This window comes from Pasteurella atlantica, assembly GCF_963693435.1.
In the GTDB taxonomy this organism is placed as follows: domain Bacteria; phylum Pseudomonadota; class Gammaproteobacteria; order Enterobacterales; family Pasteurellaceae; genus Phocoenobacter; species Phocoenobacter atlanticus.
This window is the reverse complement of the sequence record NZ_OY856306.1, coordinates 171,585-196,169: the sequence shown is the minus strand read 5'-3', so window position 1 is coordinate 196,169 and position 24,585 is coordinate 171,585. Positions and strand designations below refer to the sequence as shown.

Genomic DNA, 24,585 nt, shown 5'->3' with positions numbered 1-24,585 from the left:
CAAATTAATAACAAACTTTTCGGGATGATGAATCTATGATGATTGATAAACGTTTGATCGGCACAGTAACCGATAGCAAAAAATGGATTGCGGTAACGGTGCTGTGGAACTGGGTTGCTCTGGTTGGCGGTATTGTAAGTGCGGTAGTTTTTGCGTGGGTATTGCAACAGGCTTTTGATGGCTCTCTTTCACTCGGAAGTGGAGTTTTTTATGCCATTATTTTGATCGCTGCACTTGGGGTACGAGCCTTTGCGGGCAGTATGTCGGTCAAAGCCTCTTATAAAGCGAGTACTGATGTTAAACACAGATTACGTACTTTAATTTTTGAAAAATTGGCATCAATGCCGTTAAATCAAGTTAATCAACAATCTACATCATCGATTATTCAGGTAGCATCGGAAGGGGTAGAGCAGTTAGAAATCTACTTCGGTCGTTATTTGCCACAGCTTTTTTATAGCTTGCTTGCACCTTTAACTTTATTTGCCTTTTTGGTGTTTTTCAATGCACCGACAGCCTTGATTTTGTTGGTGTGCGTACCGTTAATTCCGATGTCTATCATTGCGGTCAATAAAATCGCTAAAAAATTATTAAGTAAATATTGGGCGATTTATGTCGGCTTAGGCAGTAGCTTTTTAGATAATTTACAGGGCTTGATTACTTTAAAAATCTATCAAGATGATGAGCATAAATCCCAAAAAATGGACGAAGAAGCGGAGCATTTTCGTAAAATCACAATGAAAGTTCTCACAATGCAGTTAAACTCCGTTTCATTGATGGACTTGCTGGCTTATGGTGGGGCAGCGGTAGGGATTTTAACCGCATTATTGCAATATCAAGACGGCAATTTGGGGATTTTCGGTGTCATTTTATTTATTTTATTATCATCAGAATTCTTTATTCCACTACGTTTACTCGGTTCATTCTTTCACGTTGCAATGAACGGTAAAGCCGCGTCCGATAAAATCTTCACTTTATTAGATACGCCAGTAGAAGAGAATAAACAAGCGGTCACATTCTCAGTAAAAAATGCAATTTCTATTGAAATTAAAGATTTACATTTTTCTTATTCCTCTGAAAAACAAGCCATTAAAGGTTTGAACTTAACCATTGCCCCAAAACAATTAACGGTCTTTGTGGGTAAAAGTGGTTGCGGAAAATCAACCTTAGTTTCATTGCTAATGGGCTTTTATAAAGCACAGCAAGGCAAAATTTTATTCAACGGACAAGATATTCAAGACGTCGAACGCCACTCTTTCTATCAACAGGTTTCACTTGTGAGCCACAGTTCGTATATTTTCAAAGGTAGCTTACGAGAAAATATGTTAATGGCAAACTTAGAGGCGAGCGATGAGCAAATCTATCAAACCTTAGAGCAAGTCAATTTAGCGAATTTCGTGCGTGAAAATGGCGGGTTAGAAATGGAATTGTTAAGTCGTGGTAGCAATTTATCTGGCGGACAAATTCAGCGTTTAGCTCTTGCTCGTGCCTTATTACACAATGCGGATTTATATATTTTTGATGAAGCGACCAGTAATATTGACGTGGAAAGTGAAGAGATTATTCTCAACTTTATCCAAAAACTCAAAAATGAAAAAACCATTGTGATGATTTCGCACCGCTTAGCAAATGCCGTGTGGGCAGATAATATTTTTGTTTTACAACAAGGCGAACTTGCCGAGCAGGGTAATCATCGTCAGTTAATGGATAAACAAGGTATTTACGCTGAAATGTTTAATCAGCAACAGAATTTAGAAAGTATCAGAAACGGGGGAAATAACAATGCGTAAAAATGGATTTGTTGTGATGTGGCATTTATTAAAATTAGTCGCACCGCTGGCTCACATTATGAGTTTTACCGTAATCACTGGCGTGTTAGGTTTCCTTTCTGCGATTTTTATTATGGTGCTTGGTGCAATGGGCTTGGCGAGTTTGCTCGATTTTCAAATGCACTTAGAATTACGTAGTGTGCTGATGATTTTGATTATCTTGGCGGTTTCTCGTGGACTATTGCGTTACTTAGAGCAAATGTCAGGACATTATATTGCCTTCAAATTGCTTGCATTATTGCGTGAAAAAGTCTTTACCGCATTGCGTAAATTAGCCTTTGTAAAATTACAAGATAAGCAATCAGGACAGCTTGTTTCTCTGGTCACTAACGACATTGAATTGTTAGAAGTTTTCTACGCTCACACTATCGCCCCGATAATGATCGCATTTTTAACTTCTACATTATTATTAGTTGTGTTCGCTCATATTTCAATTTGGTTTACTGTTATCGCCTTTTTAGCCTATCTCACAATCGGCTTTATTTTACCTATTATTACCACCAAAATGGCACGAGAAGACGGGCGTAAATACCGTGATTTAGTTGGCGAAATGAATGATTATTTCTTAGATAGCGTGCGTGGAATGAAAGAGTTACAGCTTTTTGGCAATGAAAAACCACGTTTAGATGAAATCAATCAACGCAGTGAAAAAATTGACCAAGCATTCTTAAAAATCAAACAGCAAGAAGGCAAAGTACGTTCTTACACCGAGATTGCGGTATCTGCTTTCAACATCGTGATTTTATTCGCAGGTTTAATTCTATTCTATTACCAACAGATTGATTTTGCAGGCTTATTAGTGGCGGTGATCTTATTGATGTCGAGCTACGGACCTGTGATTGCGTTAAGTAATTTATCGAGCAATTTACTACAAACCCTCGCGAGTGGCGAACGTGTTTTAACCCTATTAAATGAAACGCCTGATTTAGAAGATGTAGTAAATAGCACCGATTTAGATAACGTTGCACAAATCACAGTAGAAAATTTAAGCTTTGCTTATGAAAATGAGAAGATTTTATCGGATCTCAACTTAACCATAAACAAAGGCGAAATCGTGGGTATTCACGGACGTAGCGGAAGCGGTAAAAGTACCTTACTGAAACTGATTATGCGTTTTTACGATCCACAAAGTGGAAAAATTACGATAAATCAGACCGCTTTGCCACAGATTAACACCGCGAGTTTGCGTGATCATATCGCTTACATCACACAACAAACCTATATTTTCAACGAAAGTATTTATGAAAATATTCTAATGGCAAACCGCTCGGCAACCAAAGAACAAGTGATCGAGGCAAGTAAAAAAGCGTCATTGCACGACTTTATTATGAGCTTACCAGAAGGCTACGACACCAAAGTTACCGAGCTTGGCAACAATTTATCAGACGGCGAAAAACAGCGTATCGGTATCGCCCGAGCGTTCTTACACAACGCCCCGATCATTTTACTTGATGAACCGACCAGTAACTTAGATAGCTTAAACGAGGCAATCATTTTACAATCGTTACAAAAAGTAAAACAGGATAAACTGATTATTTTGGTTAGCCACAGAGCCTCAACAATGGCAATTTGCGATCAAGTGATTGAAATTGAAAATGGTAGAATGTCTTAGTTGATATGGTGATATAGCTTAATAGGGACAGGGTTAGATGCCTGTCCCTTGATAAAAATTAGAATATTTTCACACAATTTTATTGTTTATTTATATAGTCAGCAATAAATTGTGCTTTTGCTCCAAAGATAACTTGTACTCCTTTTTCTCCTACGTTTATCACACCCATAGCACCAAGATCTTCCAATGCTTTTGAGTTAATCAGTGATTTATCTTTTACTTCTAAACGTAGACGAGTAATACAAGATGTGACAGATGTTAAATTATCTTTCCCTCCTAAATACCCTAGCGTAGCCTGAGATAATTCTTCGATACTCATGGTATTTTCTTCTTGTTCTTCATCAGTGCGTCCTGGTGTTTGTACGTTGAATTTACGAATGACGAAACGGAACACGAAGTAGTACAAGATCGCCATTGGAATACCAACAATCACCGCCGCTAAATAGTTTGTTTCAAAGCCATTTAATGAAGGCATAATTCCTAAAGAAAGATAGTCAATAAAACCTGCTGAAAAGGATTTTGCCAAGTGTGCATCAAGTAAGTGCATACACATATAAGCACCACCAGCACAAATTGCATTAAAGATATAAAGCAATGGGGAAACGAAAATAAAGGTAAACTCTACTGGTTCAGTGATCCCTGTTAAAAAACAGGTTAAAGCCGCTGAAAATAAAATACCCGCAGCAAATTTTTTGTTTTTCGTTTTTGCTTCATTATACATTGCTAAACAAGCAGCAGGTAAAGCAAATAACATTAACGGGAATTCGCCTTGCATAAATTTACCAGCACCGTGATAAGTTTCAGAATCAAATGATTTCACTCCTTCAGCAAGCATTTTAAACCAAATTGTTTGGTCACCAGTAATAACTGCTCCAGTATTTGTTGTGAACTCACCAAAAGAGAACCAGAATGGAGGATACCAAATATGGTGTAAACCAAGTGGAATCAATGCTCTTTCTGTAAATCCGAAAATAAAGGTTGATAGTGCTTGGTTATCACCATTCACCAATGTGGACATTGCATCGATACCACTTTGAACATGCATCCAGAAGCTTGGTAAAATTAACCCTAAGATAAATGCACTAAATGCCGTTACGATTGGAACAAAGCGTTTTCCTGCAAAGAAACCTAAGAATGCAGGAAGTTCAATATTATGGAAGCGGTTATACATTGTGGCGGCTAAAATACCCGCTATTAATCCTCCAAATACACCCATTTGTAGTGATGGAATACCTAATACAAATGCATAAGCACCACCTTGTTGAGCCATTTCTGGAGTAATTCCAACGTGGACACCTATTGTAATATTCATTACTAACATTGCCACAACAGCAGCTAAAGCCGCGATTCCTGATTCTTTAGCTAAACCAACAGCAGCACCGACAGCGAATAATAGTGGTAAATTACTGAATATAACATCACCAGCACTAAGCATTAACGGGATTTGGAATTTATCACCAAAAGCAAGTAGCAAACCTGCTGCTGGTAAAATAGAAATTGGAAGCATTAATGCTCGCCCAATGGTTGATAATTTTGATAGACCTCGCATCAAGTATGATACGATGGATATTTTGTTCTTAGTGTTTGTTGTCATAGTTTTATTCTCATCAATGTAATAATTAAATTTTTTATAATGAGGACTCATTATGGATTGTATGATAATAGATATATAATATGGTATCTGTGATCTTACTCACATTATAGATATTAAGCATGTAAAATTTTTCTAAAATGTCACCGCTTGTTTTAACAATAAAACCATAAGTTTAGAAAATTTATTTAAAACTAAGCTCTACACAACGTCCAAACCTGTATTTCCTTCACACCTTGTTTTAATAACTCCACACAAATAGCATTAATCGTTGATCCTGTTGTGACGACATCATCCACAATTGCCACGCTTTTATAGGGTTTTATAGGTTGATAGCAAAAGGCTTTTTTTAAATTTGTTCTACGTTCTTGAGCAGAAAGCTCTCGCTGTGGAATGGTTGATCTTACTCTTGTTAAGCAGTCAGTATCCATTGGAATATTTAACCATTTTGAAAGAGGAGCTGCTAATAACTCAGCTTGATTATAGCCACGCTTCCAATGGCGTTGCCAATATAATGGAACAGGGATGATTACGTCTGGTAATGTTAAAAAATGCTCTCTTTTGGCTTTCGTAACGGCTAATAGTAATAATCTTGCTAAAGGTTGATCTAAATAATAACATTGATGAAATTTAAAATCAGCAATCCAATGGGTAAGCGGTGACTTATACCAACAAATTTGCACAAATTTATGCCATTTTGGTTCGTCTTGTAAACAATTTCCACAGCCTAAGCTATTCTCTAACAATAGCGAACCACAGCAACCACAATAAGGAGATTGCTCAATCTGTTTATAGCAATGACTACAAAAACCGTGATGGCTGATTGCTAATGGTTTTTCACACTGAAAACAACGAAACTGTCCAATATTCATATTTATCAAATTAAAATAAAACGAATAATAAAGAATAAAAATCAAGAAAAGTAAAAATTTTTGTGACCTAGATCGAGAAAAAGCCTAAAATAGACCCATATTCAGCGAGGAGAAAAAATGAATAATTTAAACTACCCAATTAAAATTGTTTTTTTTGATATTGACGATACCCTTTACTATAAAAAAGAAACCCGTATTCCAGAGAGTATTTTTAAAGAAGTTATTCCAAAACTAAAAGCCAAGGGGATTATTCCCGCTATTGCAACTGGGCGTTGTTTTGGTGCTTTTCCGATTCCTTTAAGACCTTTTGTGAATGAAGATGGCTTTGAATTGTTAGTTACTATAAATGGGCAACATAATCGTTATAAAAATGAAATGATTAGTAAATATGCTCTTCCAATCGCACGAATGGAAGCTGTAGTTAAACAGTTGAAAGCTTTAAATATTGAATATGGCTTTGTGACTAATGAACAGTTTGCTGTGTCTAATAATACTGCTGAAGTGATTGAAGCCTTAAAGCCAATTAAAGAAGATTATATTGTTGATCCTGAACATTATAAACACAATGATATTATGCAGATGTTAGCCTTTTATCCACAAGAGCGTTCTCAAGAAGTAAAAAACTCAGGATTATTTGGTGATGATTTAAAAGAAGTACGTTGGCATTCTAAAGCTGTCGATATTTTAGATAAGACGAATTCTAAAGCAAAAGGAATTCAAGATGTGCTTGCTTATTTTAATATTGATATCAAAAATGCAATGGCATTTGGTGATGGCTTAAATGACCTTGAAATGCTTTCCAGTGTTGGTTTTGGTGTGGCAATGGGAAATAGTGAAGAAGAGTTAAAAAAATTAGCGGATTATGTCACCAAGCCAATTTGGGAAGATGGTGTATTATTTGCGTTAAAAGAGTTTAATATAATTTAACGTTGAAGCGGTATGATGTTATACAAAATTTGCAAAATGCTAAATTTTACCTATAAAAAATAGCATCTATGTTAGAATAGCCCATCTATTTTATAGCCCTATATCATTATAATAAAAGTGTTTTTATACTTTTTATCGAGAGATTTATTAATGTCATCACTAATACAACAAATTACTGAATTAAAAGAAAAATTACGTGAATATGAATACCATTACCACGTATTAGATAATCCAATTGTACCAGATGCTGAGTATGATCGTTTAATGAATACACTCAAACAGCTTGAAACAGACAATCCAGAGTTAATTACAACAGATTCACCCACGCAACGAGTGGGTGCAAAACCCTTAGATGGATTTAACCAAGTTACTCACAAAGTGCCAATGCTCTCGTTAGATAATGCTTTTTCTGATAATGAATTAGAGGCTTTTTTACGTCGAATTAAAGATAGAGGAGCAGTAAATACTTCCTCACTTGAGTTTTGCTGTGAACCAAAACTAGATGGTTTAGCGGTCAGTATTTTGTATGAAGATGGAATATTAACCCAAGCAGCAACTCGAGGCGATGGTGCAGTTGGGGAGGATATTACGGCAAATATTCGTACTATTCGTAATATTCCATTAAAGCTTAATATGACAAATCCTCCTGCCAGTTTAGAGGTTCGTGGAGAGGTATTTATGCCTCAAAAGGGGTTTGATTTATTAAATAAAAACGCACTAGCAAAAGGTGAAAAAGGCTTTGCTAATCCACGTAATGCTGCTGCAGGTTCACTACGCCAACTTGATCCTAAAATTACTCGTTCTAGACCATTAGTTTTAAACGCTTACGGAATAGGTGTTTATCAAAGTGAGCAACCACTTCCTGATACTCATTTTGCTCGTTTACAGTGGTTAAAATCTATTGGTATTCCCGTCAATAATGAAATTATGCTTGCAAAAGGAATAGAGGGTTTATTGGCGTTCTATCATTCTATTGCACAAAAACGTAATTCTCTCGGTTACGATATTGATGGTACAGTGTTAAAAATTAATGACATTAAATTACAAGAGCAATTAGGTTTTGTTTCTAAAGCACCTCGTTGGGCGATTGCGTATAAATTTCCTGCTCAGGAAGAGATGACGGTGTTAAAGGATGTTGAGTTTCAAGTCGGGAGAACAGGCGCGATCACGCCGGTTGCAAAATTAGAACCCGTCTTTGTAGCGGGAGTGACGGTGAGTAATGCAACATTGCACAATGGTGATGAAATTGCTCGTTTAGGTGTCTGTATTCACGATACTGTAATTATTCGTCGTGCAGGTGATGTTATTCCTCAAATTGTTGGTGTGGTGTTAGAGCGTCGTCCTGAATTTGCAAAAAGTATTTATTTTCCTACCGCTTGCCCTGAATGTGGCTCAACCATTATTCGTGTTGAAGGTGAAGCGGTGGCTCGTTGTACTGGTGGTCTGTTTTGTAACGCACAACGTAAAGAAGTTTTAAAACATTTTGTTTCTCGCAAGGCAATGGATATTGATGGTGTTGGTGTAAAATTGATTGAACAATTAATGGAAAAAGAGTTGCTCCACACCCCTGCAGATTTGTTTAAATTAGAAAAAGAAACCTTGTCTAGACTAGAAAGAATGGGAGAAAAGTCTGCAACTAATGCTCTACAAAGTATTGAAAAATCGAAATCTACTACCCTTGCCCGTTTTTTATTTGCACTTGGCATTCGAGAAGTGGGCGAAGCAACCGCACTGAATTTAGCTAACCATTTTGGAACACTAGATGCTATTCGCCAAGCTAATGTTGAGCAGTTGAAAGAGGTGCCAGATGTTGGTGAAATTGTAGCAAATCATATTTATCGTTTTTGGTTAGAGCCACATAATGTCGCTGTAGTTGAAGAGTTGATTGCATTGGGCGTTCATTGGGAAGATGTTGTATTACAAGAGGTTAAAGACAATCCATTAAAAGATAAGAATGTCGTACTAACAGGCTCTCTTTCACAGTTAACACGTGATCAGGCAAAAGCATTGCTACAAAGTTATGGATGTAAAGTTTCTGGCAGTGTCTCAGGTAAGACAGATTTTCTAATTGCAGGAGAAAAGGCAGGCTCAAAATTAACTAAAGCCCAAGAGCTTGGAATTAAAATACTCAGTGAGCAAGATTTAATTGATTTAACCAATGAATTTAGTGCTTAATATGTAATAGTAACTAGCTTATGGATTATTGGCATAGGATCTCTAAATTATTTTTCTGAGACGATATGCCAACAACTTTATTTACCAATACAAAATGAACTAAAAATATTACCGAGTAAATCATCAGAAGTAAATTCGCCTGTAATTTCACTTAAGGAGTTTTGTGTCATTCGTAATTCTTCTGCCAGTAATTCACCCGCATAAAATTCAGTTAATTGAGTATGCCCATTTAATAAATGTTCAGCCGCTTTTTCTAAGGCGACCAAATGACGACGACGAGCAATAAAGCCCCCCTCTGTTGAACTTTGATAACCCATTGATTGTTTTAAATGTTCACGTAATAGATCAATCCCTACTTTGGTTTGAGCAGAAAGATGAATTAAATTAAAATCTTCTAATTGTTCAAAACCTTCTTTTTCGCCCGAGAGATCCACTTTATTACGAATTACAGTAACAGGAATATTTTCAGGTAAACGTGTTAAAAAATCTTGCCATTCGGCTTGAATATTTTCATTACTACTTTCTGTGCTATCAATCATCAATAAAACGTGATCCGCTTGCTCTATTTCGCTCCACGCACGCTCAATCCCAATACGCTCTACTTCATCACTTGCATCTCGTAACCCTGCGGTATCAATAATATGTAATGGCATTCCGTCAATATGAATATGCTCACGCAACACATCACGGGTTGTTCCCGCAATATTGGTCACAATCGCCGCATCTCGTCCCGCAAGGGCATTTAATAGGCTTGATTTTCCTGCATTTGGACGACCCGCAATTACTACTTTCATACCTTCACGAATGATCGAACCTTGTTTTGCTTCTTTACGTACATTGTCTAAACTGGCAATAATCTGATTGAGTTTATTTTCAATTTTACCGTCAGCAAGAAAATCAATTTCCTCATCTGGAAAATCAATGGAGGCTTCAACATAGGTACGCAAATAAATCACATCATCAACCAGCTGATGAATTTTATTTGAAAATTCGCCTTGTAATGATTTTAACGCACTGCGAGCCGCTTGCTCAGAGGTAGCATCAATTAAATCGGCAATGGCTTCGGCTTGGGTTAAATCTAACTTATCATTTAGAAATGCCTGTTCGGAAAACTCCCCAGCACGAGCAATGCGTAAGCCTTTTACTTGTAAAATACGTTTAAGCAGAATATCTAAGATAATCTGCCCACCGTGTCCTTGTAATTCAAGGACATCTTCGCCAGTAAATGAATTTGGCGATTTGAAAAATAATGCAATTCCCTGATCGATAGTTGAACCATCAATATCTTTAAAAGGTAAATAATTTGCCATACGAGGTTTAAGTGTTTTCCCTAACACTTCTTGTGCCACTGTTTCGGCAAGAGGTCCTGAAATTCGTAAAATACCTACTCCACCACGACCGATTGGGGTTGCTTGTGCAACTATAGTTTCTTTCATAATCATCTCAATAAATTCTTTTCTTTGTAAATTTACTTCACAATCCCACCGCTTGCTTGCAAATCAGCGTGATAAGATGAACGTACAAAAGGACCACAAGCGGCATGTTCAAAGCCCATTTTTTCAGCTTTTACTCTAAATTCATCAAAATCATCTGGGTGGACATAACGATCAACAGGTAAATGATGGCGACTTGGTTGTAGATATTGTCCAAGGGTTAGCATTGTCACGCCATTTTCACGCAAGTCTTCCATCACCGTGAGAATTTCTTCATTTTTTTCACCGAGTCCTACCATTAACCCTGATTTGGTTGGAATATCAGGGAACATTTCTTTAAATTCTTTCAGTAATTTAAGTGACCATTCATAATTTGCACCAGGGCGAATATTTTTATATAAACGAGGTACATTTTCTAAATTATGGTTAAATACATCTGGTGGGTTGTCTTTTAATTTCTCTAATGCTAATTCAATGCGTCCACGAAAATCTGGGACTAAAATTTCAATTTTAATATCAGGATTCAGTTTACGAATTTCTTTTACACAAGCAGCGAAGTGTCCAGCACCACGATCAGGGAGATCATCACGATCCACCGAAGTGATAACTACATATTTTAATTTCATATCCGCAATGGTTTCTGCTAATTTTAATGGCTCTTCTTGATCCAAAGGTAATGGTTTACCGTGTGCGACATCGCAGAAAGGACAACGGCGAGTACAAATTGCGCCCATAATCATAAAGGTCGCAGTACCGTGATTAAAACATTCGTGTAAATTAGGGCAACTTGCCTCTTCACAGACTGAATGTAATCCGTGACGACGCATACCATTTTTAATACTCTCAATTCTCGCCGAGCTTGCTGGAAGTTTGATCTTCATCCAACTTGGTTTTTTTAATACTTCCTGATCGGGGTCAATATTTTTGACAGGAATAATAGAGGTTTTTGCTGCATCACGATATTTAACCCCTCTTTCCATTTTGAAAGGTGTACCCATTCATTAAATCCTATTTCTTAACTATTTTTTAACAATTTGGGTGCTATTGTAACCGAGAATTTGTGTAAAGTAATCCACTAATTTTAGAGAAACTTTATCACAATCTGCCAGTTCTTCGCTGATAAAGTCTTTTAATTGGCACATTTCAAGTCCTGTATAGCCACAAGGATTGATATTTTTAAAAGGGGATAAGTCCATATTGATGTTTAACGCAAGCCCGTGAAAAGAGCAGCCTTTACGAATACGTAGTCCTAGTGAACAGATTTTCTTTTCACTCACATAAACACCGGGTGCGTCCGCTTTGGGATAACTTTTAATGTTATACTCCGCTAAGGTTTTGACGACAGATTGTTCCAGAGCGGTCACTAATTGTCGCACGTTAAAATCTCGACCTTCGGCTTTGTGACGTTTGATATCAATTAGCACGTACATCACTTGTTGCCCTAAACCGTGATAGGTAATTTGTCCCCCACGATCAGACTGAACAACAGGAATGTTGGTTGGATTGAGCAAATGTTCTGGCTTTCCCGCTTGCCCCTGCGTAAAAACCGCAGGGTGTTGTACTAGCCAGATTTCATCTGTGGTCGAAGTATTACGATTATCGGTAAACTGTTGCATTTCGTGCCACGTTTGTTGATAATCACAAATACCAAGTTGGCGAACAATGAGTTCCATTAAAGCACCATTCTTACGCCTTCAATTTTGGCAAGCTCGGTATAAAGGCTTTCTACTTGATCGATATTTTCTGCCACTATATCAATAGAAATAGAACTATAAGTGCCTTTTGAACTCGCTTGTTCACGAGGTATATAATCGCCTTGAATGTATTGTTGAACCACTTTTACTACATCATCAGCCAAATCATCACGTTTCGCACCGACGACTTTAAAAGTAAAGTTGCACGGAAATTCTAATAAATCTTTTAATTTTTGTTGTGGTAAATCTTGTAAGTTTACAGATTTTGTCATCTTTTCCTCTTTAATAACAATATACTTTCAATTGAAAGCGGTATGATTTTGTATAAAATTTGCAAATTTTTCTTAATAATTTCTATCAACAGAAAGATAAGCTAAAGAAATTAATGCCTGCTTATATTCAGTATCTGGTAAAATTCGAATGGCATCAACGGCTTTTTGTGCTTCTTCTTTGGCACGTTGCATTACATAGTCAAGGGATTGATATTTTTGCATAATTGCAAGAATTTGATCTAATGCGTCTCTTTTCCCTCCTTGCTCAATCGCTTCACGAATAAGTGATGCTTCTGCGGTATTGCCTTGTTGCATTGCGTGAAGTAAGGGTAGAGTAGGTTTACCTTCAGCTAAATCATCACCGATATTTTTACCTAATTTTTCCGCATTTGCACTGTAATCTAAAATATCATCAATTAATTGAAATGCTGTACCTAAATAACGCCCATAATCTTGTAATGCTTTTTCCATTTGTGGCGTCGCTTTTGAAACAATCGCTGCACATTGTGTTGCCGCTTCAAACAAGCGAGCAGTCTTACCATAAATCACCTGCATATAACTTTGTTCTGTTGTATCAGGATCATTACAATTCATTAACTGTTGCACTTCACCTTCTGCGATCACATTCGTTGCGTTTGACATTATTTTTAAGACTTCTAACGAATTGACGCTTGTCATCATCTGAAAAGAGCGAGTATAAATAAAATCGCCAACAAGCACGCTTGCCGCATTTCCAAATAACGCATTAGCCGTTTCTTTGCCACGACGCATATTCGATTCATCGACTACATCGTCGTGTAATAAGGTTGCGGTATGCACAAATTCAATAAAGGCAGCGCAAGTGATATGATCGGAGCCTTGATAACCTAAAGATTTTGCTGATAATAAAGCGATTAATGGACGAATACGTTTACCACCACCACTAATAATATAGTGACCTAATTGATTGATTAGAACAACATCAGAATTTAATTGATCTAAAATTGCTTGGTTTACCCCTTGCATATCGTCTTTTATAAGTGCTTGAATTTGTTCAAGGGAAAGTTGAGTTGTCATTATTATTCCAAATTGCAAAAATTTTCCTAATTTTACCTCAAATTTACAGTTCGTTAAAATAAAATCACAAATCTAGTTTAAAAAATTGAGATAAGCACTGTTAAGGTTAGCGCTATGACTTAACCATTTTTAATTAATATCAGTATTCATTAAATTCTTGAAAGATAACCTATTAATGGGCTTTATGAAATGATTTTATTTTTATTTAAAGTCTGGTACAACCAGACTGTCTTTACAAATGTTTATCTTGGTATTATTAAAAAAGAGTATACAATGCGTTTTCTTTTGCTGAGGCAATGAGGTATAAACGGATTTTATGCCTTCCATAAAGCTTAAAAGGATTTTTAGCAATATACGATTTTAGCATAGAAAATGGAGTTATACCGAACAAGGATGTTCACCCAATTTATGAAAAAGTGGAGTACTTTTCAAAGTACTCCACTTTTTTTATTTTTATTACCCATTATTTTTTCAGTAAGAAACTCGGTAAATCTTCTACTTTTTCACAGTTTAGCTGTTCCATCACTTGTTGGAACTCACGTTTTAAGATCCACGCAGCTTGATCGCCACCTTTTGCACCTAATGCCCCAGTTCCATACATAAATGGACGACCTAAGAAACAGAAATCAGCACCGCTTGCAAGCACACGAGCCATATCTGGTCCATTACGCATACCACCGTCCATCATAATGGTAATTTTACCTTTGAATTTCTCAACGATTGGACCTAAAGTTGAAATTGAACTTGGACCAGCATCTAATTGACGCCCCCCGTGATTAGACACGATGACACCATCTAAGCCTAAATCTACACAGGTTTGTACATCTTCAACGCTTGCAACACCTTTAATAACAATTTTTCCTGGCCAGATTTTCTGGATATCTTTGATACGCTCAACCGTTAATTTACCATCAAAGAAGTCATCCATAAAGATACCTAATTGACGTAAATCCATACCACCTGGCATATATTTTTCCAACGTTTTAAAACTTGGCATACCTAGTTTTTCAATTCCATTATATTTTAATGACTCTAATGCCCAAGTTGGGTGTAATGCAGCATTAACAATATTACGAAGCATCATTTTTGGTGGCATACCAAAGCCGTTATAAATATCTTTTGGACGATAGCCAAAAGTTGGTACATCTGATAATAAGCAAAGTACACGACAGCCGTTATCCCAAGCACGTTTTAAAATATCTTCACGGTATTCTTTGTTTTTTGGGTAATAAAGTTGGAACCAGAAGTTACCTTTTGTGATTTCAGCACATTCTTCGATAGACATTGTGGTAACTGTTGAAAGCATAAATGGAATATTGAAATCAACAGACGTTTTCGCCAGAATTTGTGAAGTTTGTGGCCACATTAAAGATTGTAAACCAACGGCAGTGATACCAAATGGAGCATCGTAAGTTTTACCAAAAAGTTCCTTTTTCATAGAAACTTCTTTTAAATCAGTTAAGTAAGTTGGCATTAACTCAATATCACGAATTTCTTTGGTATTTTTATATACGTTTAGATCTTCGTTACAGCCTTCTGTTAAATATTCGTAGGCAAATTTTGGCATACGTTTTTTTGATTTAATACGAAGGTGTTCGATACTTGGATAATCTGGATTCATTTGAAAGCTCATAATATTTTCTCTCTTATAAATGATGAAGGTTGCTTACCTAGTAAGCGAACCTTTTGTTTTAGTAAATAAAATTTGTAAATTTTTATGTAAATCTAACCGCTTAGTTACACATTAAAAAGCTATTTATACGTTAAAAAATAGCGGAATAACAAAGGATGCACATAATGCAGCGATGATACCATAAACAATCATAGGAACGACGGTTTTCTTAATGATTACACCTTCTTGTTTCTCAATATTTAATACTGAACTTACGGCAATGATGTTGTTAATACAAACCATATTCCCCATTGCCCCACCAACAGATTGTAATGCAAGCACTAAGGTTGCCGATAAACCTGTAATTTCAGCAGTTGATAATTGCACACTACCAAAGGTTAAGTTAGAAACAGTGTTAGAACCAGAGAAGAACGCACCTACCGCACCTAAATATGAGGCAAAGACAGTCCAGTATTCCCCTGTTGCAGCAGCAAAGCCTCTACCGATAATTTTTACCATTGACTCATCGCCACCAACTAACATCAATTTAACCATAATTAACGCACCAACTAAGGCTAAGAATGGATTGCGAGTTTGTTTTAAACTATCCACAAATACATTTTTTGTTTTTCCAAAAGACATTGCAAATAATGGTGCAACCAGTAAAACAGTAATAATAAAAGGAATAAATGCTGGAACATAAAGTGCTTTGTAGCTTGCACTAATTGAAGAGCCAAAGATATTTTTTAAACTAAGAATTAAACTTTGGCTGACTTCAAAGTGACCTAATGAACCTAACTGAACACTAAACCACTCTGTTGCATTAGTTAACATTCCTTTGAATGGTAACTGTTTGATACGAGTAATAATTAAAATGAAAATTAACATTCCCGTTGGTAATAATGCTTTCATTACTTCTGCTTTGGTTACCGCTTTATCATCTAAATTATCTTCAACCTTTTCTAGGCCAAAACCTTTGTGAGCAACAAAAACAGAGATTAATAAACCAACAGCACCACCTACCAATGATGGGAACTCATAGTTTACTTGAGCAATTAAGAAGTAAGGAACAACGCAGGCAAAAATACTGATATAAATGAACACAATATTTTTACGAATCTCTTGCCAGCTAACAATCATACGTAATGCCATTATTGGAATGACAATTGCAGCGATGGTATGAATAAGAGATGTCATTGAACCAATTTCTAAAATTTGAGAATCCGTTAAATTCATTGGACCAAAACCAAACCACGTTGGCGTACCTACTGCACCAAATGATACTGGTACAGAGTTCATTACTAATGCAAGCATTGCCACACGTAATGCAGGGAAGCCTAAGCCAACTAAGATAGGAGCAGCGATAGCCGCAGGCGTACCAAATCCACTTGCACCTTCAATCATAAAGGCAAATGCCCAACCAATAATCATAAGCTGAGCAATAGGGTTAGGGCTAATATTACCTAGCCATTTACGTAATGTATTCGTTACCCCTGATTTTTCAGAGAAACGATTAAATAAAATAGCACCAAAAATAACGGTAATTGGTGTTTGTACCGAAATAATTGCTGAAACAATATTAGCACTAATCGTTGTTATATCTGTTTCAAAGAAAATAAGTTGAACAATTAATACAACTGCTGCGATCCAAGGTAAAGCAACATAAGAAGGAAGTGCATTGCGTTTTACCATCAGATAAATTAACAATACAATCGGAAAAATACTAAGAAAAAGAGCCATAAAGCTACTCCAAAATAAAAATTAAAGTCGTATTGTAAATATAATTATAGAAAAATGTAACAAAAAAGTTAAAGAAACGAGAGGTTGATCACAAAAAATACGAAATTGTTTCAAAAATTGTATAAGTTTCAAAAATAGGATCTAATATTATTCTTAGATCTTTTTGCTAAAGATCGTGAGTAATTGATTATAATAATCCCAATTAAAATACTGACCAGGGTCAATTTTTCGTTCAGGTGCAATATCACAATGTCCAACAATACGATCTTGAGTAATTTGAGGATAATTTTTCATAATAATGTGAGTTAATTTTACAAGACTTTGATATTGCAATTCTGTAAATGGTTGCTCATTACTTCCTTCCAGTTCAATACCAATAGAAAACTCATTACACTTGTCTCTATTTTGAAACTGAGAAATGCCTGCGTGCCACGCCATATCATTGAAATTGACATATTGAGTGATTTCACCGTTGCGGTTAATTAAACAATGTGCGGATACTTTAAGATCTTTAATTTCTTTGAAATAGGGGTGATGGGTAGGATCTAGTGTTCCTTCAAAAAAGCGATCAATAAAGTCTCCTCCAAATTGTTCTGGTGGAAGGCTGATATAATGGATAACCAACAGTGAGATATCATTCACATCAGAACGTTGCGAAAAATGAGGAGAAAGTACCCGCTTACTTTGAGTTAACCAGCCATTTTTAATTGTTAGATTTGATTTCATTCTATAAATTACTCTGATATTACGTTAGAATAGAACCTATTTTACGAGAAAGAGAAATAAAATGCTAAGTTATCGTCACAGTTTTCACGCAGGCAACCACGCTGATGTGCTAAAACACATTGTTTTAACTCTAATTTTAGAATCATTAAAGCAAAAAGAAAAAGGGTTTTTCTATCTTGATACTCACGCAGGAACGGGGCGTTATAGTTTGTTGAGTCGAGAATCTGAAAAAACAGGAGAGTTCCTTGAAGGTATTGCAAGACTTTGGGATAGGGATGATTTACCGTCAGAGGTTGCAAAATATGTTGCTGAGGTCAAAAAAATAAATAAAGGGAAATTGCGTTTTTATACAGGTTCTCCTTTGCTTGCAGTACAACAATTGCGTCCACAAGATAGAGCATTGTTAACAGAACTTCATCCTAGCGATTATCCTTTATTGCGTAATGAATTTTCAAAGAATGCGATAGTTATTACTAAACGAGAAAATGGTTTTCAACAATTAAAAGCTGCACTTCCTCCTAAGGAAAAACGAGGTTTAATTTTAATCGATCCTCCTTATGAGCTTAAAGAAGATTATGAGCTAGTGGTAAAAGCAATTCAAGAGGGTTATAAACGCTTTGCAACAGGTTGTTATGCAATTTGGTATCCAGTCGTATTACGCCAACATATTAGACGAATGGTACGAGGATTAGAAGAGACAGGAATTCGTAAAATTTTGCAAATTGAATTAGCGATACGTCCAGATTCTGATCAACGAGGAATGACGGCAAGTGGAATGATTATAATTAATCCACCTTGGCAGTTAGAAAAACAAATGAAAACTATTTTACCTTACTTAACAAAAACACTAGTACCAGAAGGAACGGGCAGTTGGAAAGTAAGTTGGATTGCGCCTGAATAAACACAGGGTAATATAGCCTCGGAATTTACTGTACAACACTACATAAACTAAAAATTCCCTTTTTCACTTGCCACTATTACTATTTGTATTTTTTGTGGCTTTTGGAATATTAAAAATCAATAGTTAAGAATTATTTTAAAAGAGAAAGTATAATGTCAGATATTCAATTAGCAATTGTCAGTGATTTTCATACCGCTGAAAAATTATTGGAAGCACTAGAAAAAACGAACCTCAGTTTTGATAAAGTTTGTGCCGTTGAACTTGAAGTATTTAACGAAGAGCAAGGGTTACGTTTTAATCATTCAAGTCTTGAGCAACTTAAATTAGATGAGGTAAATTGGTCACAGTTTAGCTATGTTCTTTTTGCGGGTAAGCCAAGTAATGCAGAACTGTTAGCTGAAATGGCTCAAGCAGGTTGTGTAGTACTGGATTTATATGGTTTAACGGCATTAATTAGTGATGTGCCTGTTATTGTGCCTAGTGTGAATGATGAAGACTTAGTTAATTTACGTGAGCGTAATATTGTGGCATTGGCTAATCCTCAAATTAGCCAGCTGGCTTTAGCCTTAAAACCATTAAGGGATCAACCTATTCAACAGGTTTTTGTGACCTCTTTACTTTCAAGTGCCTATTTTGGTGAGAAAAAAGTGCAACAATTAGCAGGGCAAACTGCTCAATTATTAAATGGTGTGCCATTAGATAGAGATATACCACGCGTGGCTTTTGATACTGTGCCAAGCAATGTGCAAGATGATGAGGCAATGTTACCTTTTTCTAAAGCTTTTGTATTACAACTTGCAAAAATTATGCCAAATCTTACCGCTTGTACCACTTTTCATAGTGTTCAAGTTCCCTTGTTTTATGGTGCATCACAAATGGTAACTGTGCAATCTGAGTTTCCACTTGATGCAGTTGAATTAAGCGAACAGTGGAAGCAACAATCTTGGCTTACTTTTAATGAAGATGCTGTTATTACACCAGTAAAAAATGGTGAAGATGAAGAGACAAACACACTTCAAATTAGTCAATTAATCAGTAAAGATGAAAATGCTATTCAATTTTGGAGTGTCAATGATGAACAACGCTTTAGTGTGGCATTTTTAGGTATAAAATTATTAGAATTAGTACTTCATTATTAAAAAATATTGCTCTCAATAATCTATTTTATTTTTGGATATCCATTTAAGGCAGAAATTTGTTATACTTAGTGAAAATATCTGATGAGGTAAATATTCACAATGTATAGTAAAAAAATGTGGGGATTATTGGGAGCGATCATTTTGACAGGTTGTCACTTTCAAACAACAGAACCTTCTCAAGATGTTATTTCACCAGTAGCTACTCCAAAAGTAAATAATCAAAAAGCGTTGTCTCAGGTTGATGAAACCGCGGTAAAAATAAAAGCATTAGATTTTTCAAAACCTGTCAATTTTCAGCAAGCAGCAGATTATGTTTTACAACATTCTGATAAGTTACTGGCTGCTCAAGCAGGCTGGCAAGCAAGCCAATTACAAGCGGATTCGCTAGATTTACATCAGCCTATGGTAATGATTGGTGGTATGGTGGGGCGTTATAATGTAGAAACGGATATAAATACAGCAGGTTTGACTGAGCGATTAGATAGTTATAAAAAACTTTTATCTAATCCTCAGATGTTAGGAAAATTACAGCAAATTGCACCAAATATGATAGGTAATATTGCTGAATTACAAAAACTCTCTAGTTTAGGCATAATGCCTGAAATTCCCTCTAATATTCATTTACAAAAACAAGATAATTTCTCAAATGCTCATTTGATGGCACTACTACCACTTTATACGGGTGGACGTATCAATGCCATTCAAGAGTTTGCACAGGGACGAGCCGATGCAAATGCCACTGAAGTGGTAACCACCAAAGAAGAACTACTAAAAACCTTGATTAAACGTTATTTTCAGGTGCAGTTAGCGGAACGTGTTGTTAAAGTGCGAGAAGTTGCGTTGAAGTCAGTTAAAGGGCATAGTCATTCGGCAAAACGTATGCAGCAGTTGGGTATGATTTCCAAAGTACAACGTTTACAAGCAGTTGCTGCACTCTCTGATGCTGAATTTCAGTTGGATAAAGCAAAAGATAATTTACGTCTTGCACAACGAGCATTAAATTCCTTATTACAAGGTAAAAATATTAATACAGCAACAACATTATTTGTAAAAAAACATAAATTAGCACCGCTATCCACATTTCAAACTAAGGCACAGGCACATTACCCCATTTTTGCTCAAATTAAAGCCAAAAGAAAGCAAGCAAAAGCAATGGAGCAGTTAAGTGATGCCGCTTGGAAACCAAATGTTGCTGCTTTTGGTTCTTATCAACTTGATAAAGATCATAATTGGGTGGTTGGTATCAATGCTCGTTGGACATTACACAGTTCTGTGGATAGAAGCAAAATTCAACAAGCAGCACAAATGACATTAAGGCAAGTTGATGCGATTTATCGTCAGGTAGAAAAAGATATTAATTTGTTAGTAGAAAAAAACTGGCTTGCTGTTGATGATACTCGCCAACGTTATCAATCTCTTGCGAAAGAAGAAACGCTCGCACAACAAGTTCTTAAATTACATCGAGCAGGTTTTAAAGAGGGTATCAATACAGTTATTGAATTAAATGATGCACAAGCAAAATTAGTTAAAATTCAAACTGAACGTGCTAATGTGGCTTATGAGTATGTAATCGCATTGGCAGAATTATTAGAATCAACAGGAAATCTTCACACTTTTGTCGATTATATTCCAACAAGTTTAAAGCATTAAAATAAAGTGAGAAAACAATGAAAGAAAACACTAAAAAAACACTGAAACCTATTCTAGGATTAGTTATATTAGGTCTTGTTATTGTCTTTATTATTTGTGGATATTTAAAGGTTTCTGAGCCTGAACCTGTAGTATTACAGGGGCAAATGGAAGCCCACGAGGTAAATATTGCCAGTAAAATATCTGGGCGTATTGATAAAATTTATATTCAAGAAGGCGATAAAATCACAAAAGGCTCACCAATTTTACATTTTGATAGCCCAGAAATTGCCGCCAAAGTCGCTCAAGCTGAAGCTGTTCGAGATGCCGCCTCCTCGGTAGCAAATAAAGCGGAAGCTGGAGCAAGAACCCAAGAAAAAGAAATGGCATTTAAACAAATGCAACGTGCAAAAGCAGGCTTAGATGTAATGAACAAAACGTGGAAAAGGGTTAATACATTAACAAAAGAAGGATTATTAAGCCAACAAAAAGCCGATGAAGTCAAAGCGAAATACCTAAGTTCACAAAAATTATATGAAATAGCAAAAGCACAATATGAAATGGCACAAGAAGGCGCGAGAAAAGAAGATATTTCTGCTGCAAAAGCCAAAGCTCGTCAGGGGCAAGCGGTGTTTGATGAAGCGCTTGTTGCAAAAGATGAAATGCAATTAAAAAGTCCTGTTGATGGTGAAATCGCAGAAATCATACCAAATGTAGGTGAAATTATTGCTAAAGGTGTACCTATTGTTACAGTCGTGAATTTACAAGAGCAACGTTTAGAGTTAAACGTCCGTGAAGATTACCTTAAATATTTTGCAATTAACCAAATTTTTGAAGGGGTCATTCCTGCACTGGATAATTTAAATGTGACCTTTAAAGTCTATGCAAGTTCTGTCTTACCTGATTTTGCGACGTGGCGACCAACTCGTACTGATCAAGGTTTTGATATGCGTACATTTTTAGTTAAATCACATCCTGAAAAACCGATCGCAAAAATGCGACCAGGGATGAGTGTATTAGTTGAGCTACCGATAGGTGAGTAATCGATGTTGAGTTTATGGCGTATCTTTGTACGTAGTGCGGTATGGGAATGGCGAATTATCCAACGTCACAGAATAGAACAAGTGTTATTGATCCTGTTACCAGCACTGACTATTGGCTTAATTTGGTATACCTTTTCAGCTTCACAAGTTCGTAATTTACCCATTGGCGTGATTGACAAAGATAATACAACGTTATCTCGAAAATTGATTTCAATGGTTGATGCCTCGCCGAATGTTGCAGTTACTACACATTTTCGAGATGCTCAAGAAATGAAACTTGCCATACAAGATACTGAAGTTTATGCAACATTAATTATTCCAGCAGATTTTTCACATCGTATTCATCAACTTAAAGTAAGCCCTGTTAATTTAGTTGTAAATGCACAATATGGTACACATTCAGGGATCATTCAATCGGGTGTTGGCAGTGCCGTCAGAACATTTTCAGCAGGTATTGAATTACGTTTACGAACCAAAATGGGAATGATGAAACAACAAGCTCTCGATAGTCTTATTCCTATTAAACCCAATGTCAAAATGGCATTTAATCAATCTCTTAATTATCAACAATTCTTGGCAAGTACGATTATTCCTGCATTATTGCATATCTTAGCCACAGTAGTAGGTGTTGGTGTGATAGGGCGAGAATTACGCCACAGTACGCTTGGTTGGTGGTTTGCTGGTGTATCCAAATACGAAAGTGAGCAAGTTCCTCGTATTTTAGCTCTTTTTGTGGCTTTAAAAGGTAAATTATTTTGGCACTCATTAATATTTTGTACTTGGATTACCATTGCAATTATACTGGCTACTTGGCACAATCCACCATCTTTTGAAAATTTATGTATCACCATATTGAATGGCTGGTTATTAATGATTATTTCCTTATGGCTTGGCGTGGTATTAACTGTAACAACAATGTCTAACCGAATGGGTTTATCTAATGCAGGAATTATCACTGCCCCTGCCTTTGCATTTTCAGGTGTAACCTATCCGTTAGTGGCAATGCCTAAAGTTGCGCAAATTATTGCAACAATGTTACCGCTTACTCACTATTTACAATTGCAAATTGCTCAAATTCAAACTCAACAAAATTGGCATTTAGGATTAGCAACCAGTTATGGTTTTATTATTGCTATTATTATAATGATGATATTAGCAACACTATTTACAGCAATAGCATTAAAACGTAAGCATCGTTGGGGTATGAGGTAAAAAAATGAATACATTTATTGCCGCAATACGAGACACATTTAAAAGTATTTTTACGGATGCTGGAGTATTACTTCTTCTCATTATTGCCCCCATTATCTATGGGTTATACTACCCCTTACCTTATAGCACTGAAATTGTACGAAATGTACCAGTGGCGATTGTTGATAATGCTCACGATAGTTTATCTCGTAAAATGATCCGAATGATCACCGCTACACCAACAGTGACAGCAAAGGTAGTTAGTGATGAAAGGCAAGCTAAAGAGTTATTACTTGAAGATAAAATAATGGCATTGATGGTTATTCCTGAAAATTTACAACGCAACGTAATTTTAGGGAAACCAGCAACTGTCAATATGATAGGTAATGGAAACTATGTTCTTGCCAGTAAATACGCACAACAATCTATGGCAAGTGCAGTACTCACACTATCCGCAGGAGTGGAAATTAAAAAATTATTACCTTTTGCAAAAAGTTATCAAAAAGTGACCGCTATTAGAGATCCCGTCCCCTTACAAATTCAGCCTCTTTACAACCAAACAGAAGGTTATGGAAGTTATGTTGTACCTGCAGTAGCTTGGTTAATTCTACAACAAACGTTACTCATTGCTTGTGCAATGTTAGTGAGTACTTGGTATGAAAATCACAAAGCCTATGCTTTTGCAACTCAATGGTTGGGTCGATTAACTACCATTAGTGTTATTCATTATGTTATCTGTTTGGGTTATACAGGGAGTATGTTTAGTTTTTGGGGATACCCTTCAGGAGCAAATCCAATCGGGAATTTATTTTTGATTGCATTATTCTCCCCTTGTGTGGCGACTTTAGGTTGCTTATTGGGGTTACTGATTAAAGACCGTGAACGAACAATGCAAATTTTAGTTTTTTCAGCCTTGCCAATGTATTTTATGAGTGGGTTTTCTTGGCCAGCAGATCTATTACCAATCCCCTTACAATATTTGCGTTGGATTTTCCCTAGCACCAGTGTTATTCAAGCAGGTGTTAGCTTAAATCAACTGGGTGGCACAGTGCTTGATAATCTTCATTATTTTATTGCACTAGGAATCATTACTTGGCTTGGTTTAGCAATGCTATTTTGGTTTGGAAAAAAAGAATAAAAATGTTA

Annotated in this window: 20 protein-coding genes; 10 read left to right on the top strand and 10 right to left on the bottom strand. The window is 36.1% G+C overall.

What is annotated here, in order from left to right; genetic code table 11:
* The first annotated feature begins 35 nt into the window (after nt 1–35).
* Entirely contained in the window at nt 36–1,787 is a 1,752-nt protein-coding gene (locus tag U9966_RS00930) for an ABC transporter ATP-binding protein/permease (protein WP_306346742.1), read from the top strand.
* Entirely contained in the window at nt 1,780–3,438 is a 1,659-nt protein-coding gene (locus tag U9966_RS00925) for an amino acid ABC transporter ATP-binding/permease protein (RefSeq protein ID WP_306346741.1), read from the top strand. The genes U9966_RS00930 and U9966_RS00925 overlap by 8 nt, the downstream gene beginning before the upstream one ends.
* Before the next feature lie 79 nt (nt 3,439–3,517).
* Here the strand turns inward: U9966_RS00925 and U9966_RS00920 are convergent, their stop codons facing one another.
* Entirely contained in the window at nt 3,518–5,032 is a 1,515-nt protein-coding gene (locus U9966_RS00920; protein ID WP_306346740.1) for a PTS transporter subunit EIIC, read from the bottom strand.
* A 191-nt stretch (nt 5,033–5,223) separates the two neighbouring features.
* Nucleotides 5,224–5,901, bottom strand: a complete 678-nt coding sequence (locus U9966_RS00915; protein WP_306346739.1) for a phosphoribosyltransferase family protein — start codon at nt 5,899–5,901, stop codon at nt 5,224–5,226.
* Between the two features lie 117 nt (nt 5,902–6,018).
* On the opposite strand from U9966_RS00915, the gene U9966_RS00910 reads away from it, so the two are divergent.
* Together U9966_RS00910 and ligA are read left to right on the top strand one after the other, a co-directional pair.
* Nucleotides 6,019–6,828 carry a Cof-type HAD-IIB family hydrolase gene (locus tag U9966_RS00910; protein WP_306346738.1) on the top strand — a complete coding sequence of 270 codons (810 nt, stop codon included), beginning with the start codon at nt 6,019–6,021 and terminating at the stop codon, nt 6,826–6,828.
* Between the two features lie 150 nt (nt 6,829–6,978).
* Nucleotides 6,979–9,003 (top strand): NAD-dependent DNA ligase LigA, encoded by a 2,025-nt coding sequence (ligA, locus tag U9966_RS00905; protein WP_306346737.1) that lies wholly within the window; start codon nt 6,979–6,981, stop codon nt 9,001–9,003.
* 77 nt (nt 9,004–9,080) lie between these two features.
* Here ligA and mnmE read toward each other — a convergent pair whose 3' ends face one another.
* The 8 genes from mnmE to ampD form a co-directional block, all read right to left on the bottom strand.
* Entirely contained in the window at nt 9,081–10,439 is a 1,359-nt protein-coding gene (gene mnmE / locus U9966_RS00900; RefSeq protein ID WP_306346736.1) for a tRNA uridine-5-carboxymethylaminomethyl(34) synthesis GTPase MnmE, read from the bottom strand.
* Nucleotides 10,440–10,471: 32 nt separating this feature from the next.
* On the bottom strand, nt 10,472–11,434 hold the full coding sequence (gene lipA, locus U9966_RS00895; protein ID WP_211597345.1) for a lipoyl synthase: 963 nt from the start codon (nt 11,432–11,434) through the stop codon (nt 10,472–10,474).
* A 21-nt stretch (nt 11,435–11,455) separates the two neighbouring features.
* Nucleotides 11,456–12,109, bottom strand: coding sequence for a lipoyl(octanoyl) transferase LipB (gene lipB / locus U9966_RS00890; RefSeq protein ID WP_306346735.1), 654 nt, complete (start codon nt 12,107–12,109; stop codon nt 11,456–11,458).
* Entirely contained in the window at nt 12,109–12,402 is a 294-nt protein-coding gene (gene ybeD / locus U9966_RS00885; RefSeq protein WP_306346734.1) for a DUF493 family protein YbeD, read from the bottom strand. The genes lipB and ybeD overlap by 1 nt, the downstream gene beginning before the upstream one ends.
* 72 nt (nt 12,403–12,474) lie before the next feature.
* The gene (gene ispB, locus U9966_RS00880; RefSeq protein WP_306346733.1) at nt 12,475–13,458 is read right to left on the bottom strand and encodes an octaprenyl diphosphate synthase; all 984 of its coding nucleotides are present in this window, start codon (nt 13,456–13,458) and stop codon (nt 12,475–12,477) included.
* A gap of 463 nt (nt 13,459–13,921) precedes the next feature.
* On the bottom strand, nt 13,922–15,091 hold the full coding sequence (locus U9966_RS00875; protein ID WP_306346732.1) for an alpha-hydroxy acid oxidase: 1,170 nt from the start codon (nt 15,089–15,091) through the stop codon (nt 13,922–13,924).
* 123 nt (nt 15,092–15,214) lie between these two features.
* Nucleotides 15,215–16,810 (bottom strand): L-lactate permease, encoded by a 1,596-nt coding sequence (locus tag U9966_RS00870; RefSeq protein WP_306346731.1) that lies wholly within the window; start codon nt 16,808–16,810, stop codon nt 15,215–15,217.
* A gap of 153 nt (nt 16,811–16,963) precedes the next feature.
* Nucleotides 16,964–17,536, bottom strand: a complete 573-nt coding sequence (gene ampD, locus U9966_RS00865; RefSeq protein ID WP_306346730.1) for a 1,6-anhydro-N-acetylmuramyl-L-alanine amidase AmpD — start codon at nt 17,534–17,536, stop codon at nt 16,964–16,966.
* A 61-nt stretch (nt 17,537–17,597) separates the two neighbouring features.
* On the opposite strand from ampD, the gene U9966_RS00860 reads away from it, so the two are divergent.
* The 6 genes from U9966_RS00860 (at nt 17,598) to U9966_RS00835 (ending at nt 24,577) form a co-directional block, all read left to right on the top strand.
* Nucleotides 17,598–18,437 (top strand): 23S rRNA (adenine(2030)-N(6))-methyltransferase RlmJ, encoded by an 840-nt coding sequence (locus U9966_RS00860; RefSeq protein WP_211597352.1) that lies wholly within the window; start codon nt 17,598–17,600, stop codon nt 18,435–18,437.
* 152 nt (nt 18,438–18,589) lie between these two features.
* Nucleotides 18,590–19,576 carry an oxidoreductase gene (locus tag U9966_RS00855; RefSeq protein WP_306346729.1) on the top strand — a complete coding sequence of 329 codons (987 nt, stop codon included), beginning with the start codon at nt 18,590–18,592 and terminating at the stop codon, nt 19,574–19,576.
* A gap of 99 nt (nt 19,577–19,675) precedes the next feature.
* On the top strand, nt 19,676–21,226 hold the full coding sequence (locus tag U9966_RS00850; RefSeq protein WP_306346728.1) for a TolC family protein: 1,551 nt from the start codon (nt 19,676–19,678) through the stop codon (nt 21,224–21,226).
* Between the two features lie 17 nt (nt 21,227–21,243).
* Entirely contained in the window at nt 21,244–22,248 is a 1,005-nt protein-coding gene (locus U9966_RS00845) for an HlyD family secretion protein (protein ID WP_306346727.1), read from the top strand.
* A gap of 3 nt (nt 22,249–22,251) precedes the next feature.
* The gene (locus U9966_RS00840; protein ID WP_306346726.1) at nt 22,252–23,460 is read left to right on the top strand and encodes an ABC transporter permease; all 1,209 of its coding nucleotides are present in this window, start codon (nt 22,252–22,254) and stop codon (nt 23,458–23,460) included.
* 4 nt (nt 23,461–23,464) lie between these two features.
* Complete coding sequence (locus U9966_RS00835) at nt 23,465–24,577, top strand: ABC transporter permease (protein ID WP_306346725.1); 1,113 nt, start codon at nt 23,465–23,467, stop codon at nt 24,575–24,577.
* The last annotated feature ends 8 nt before the right edge of the window (nt 24,578–24,585 follow it).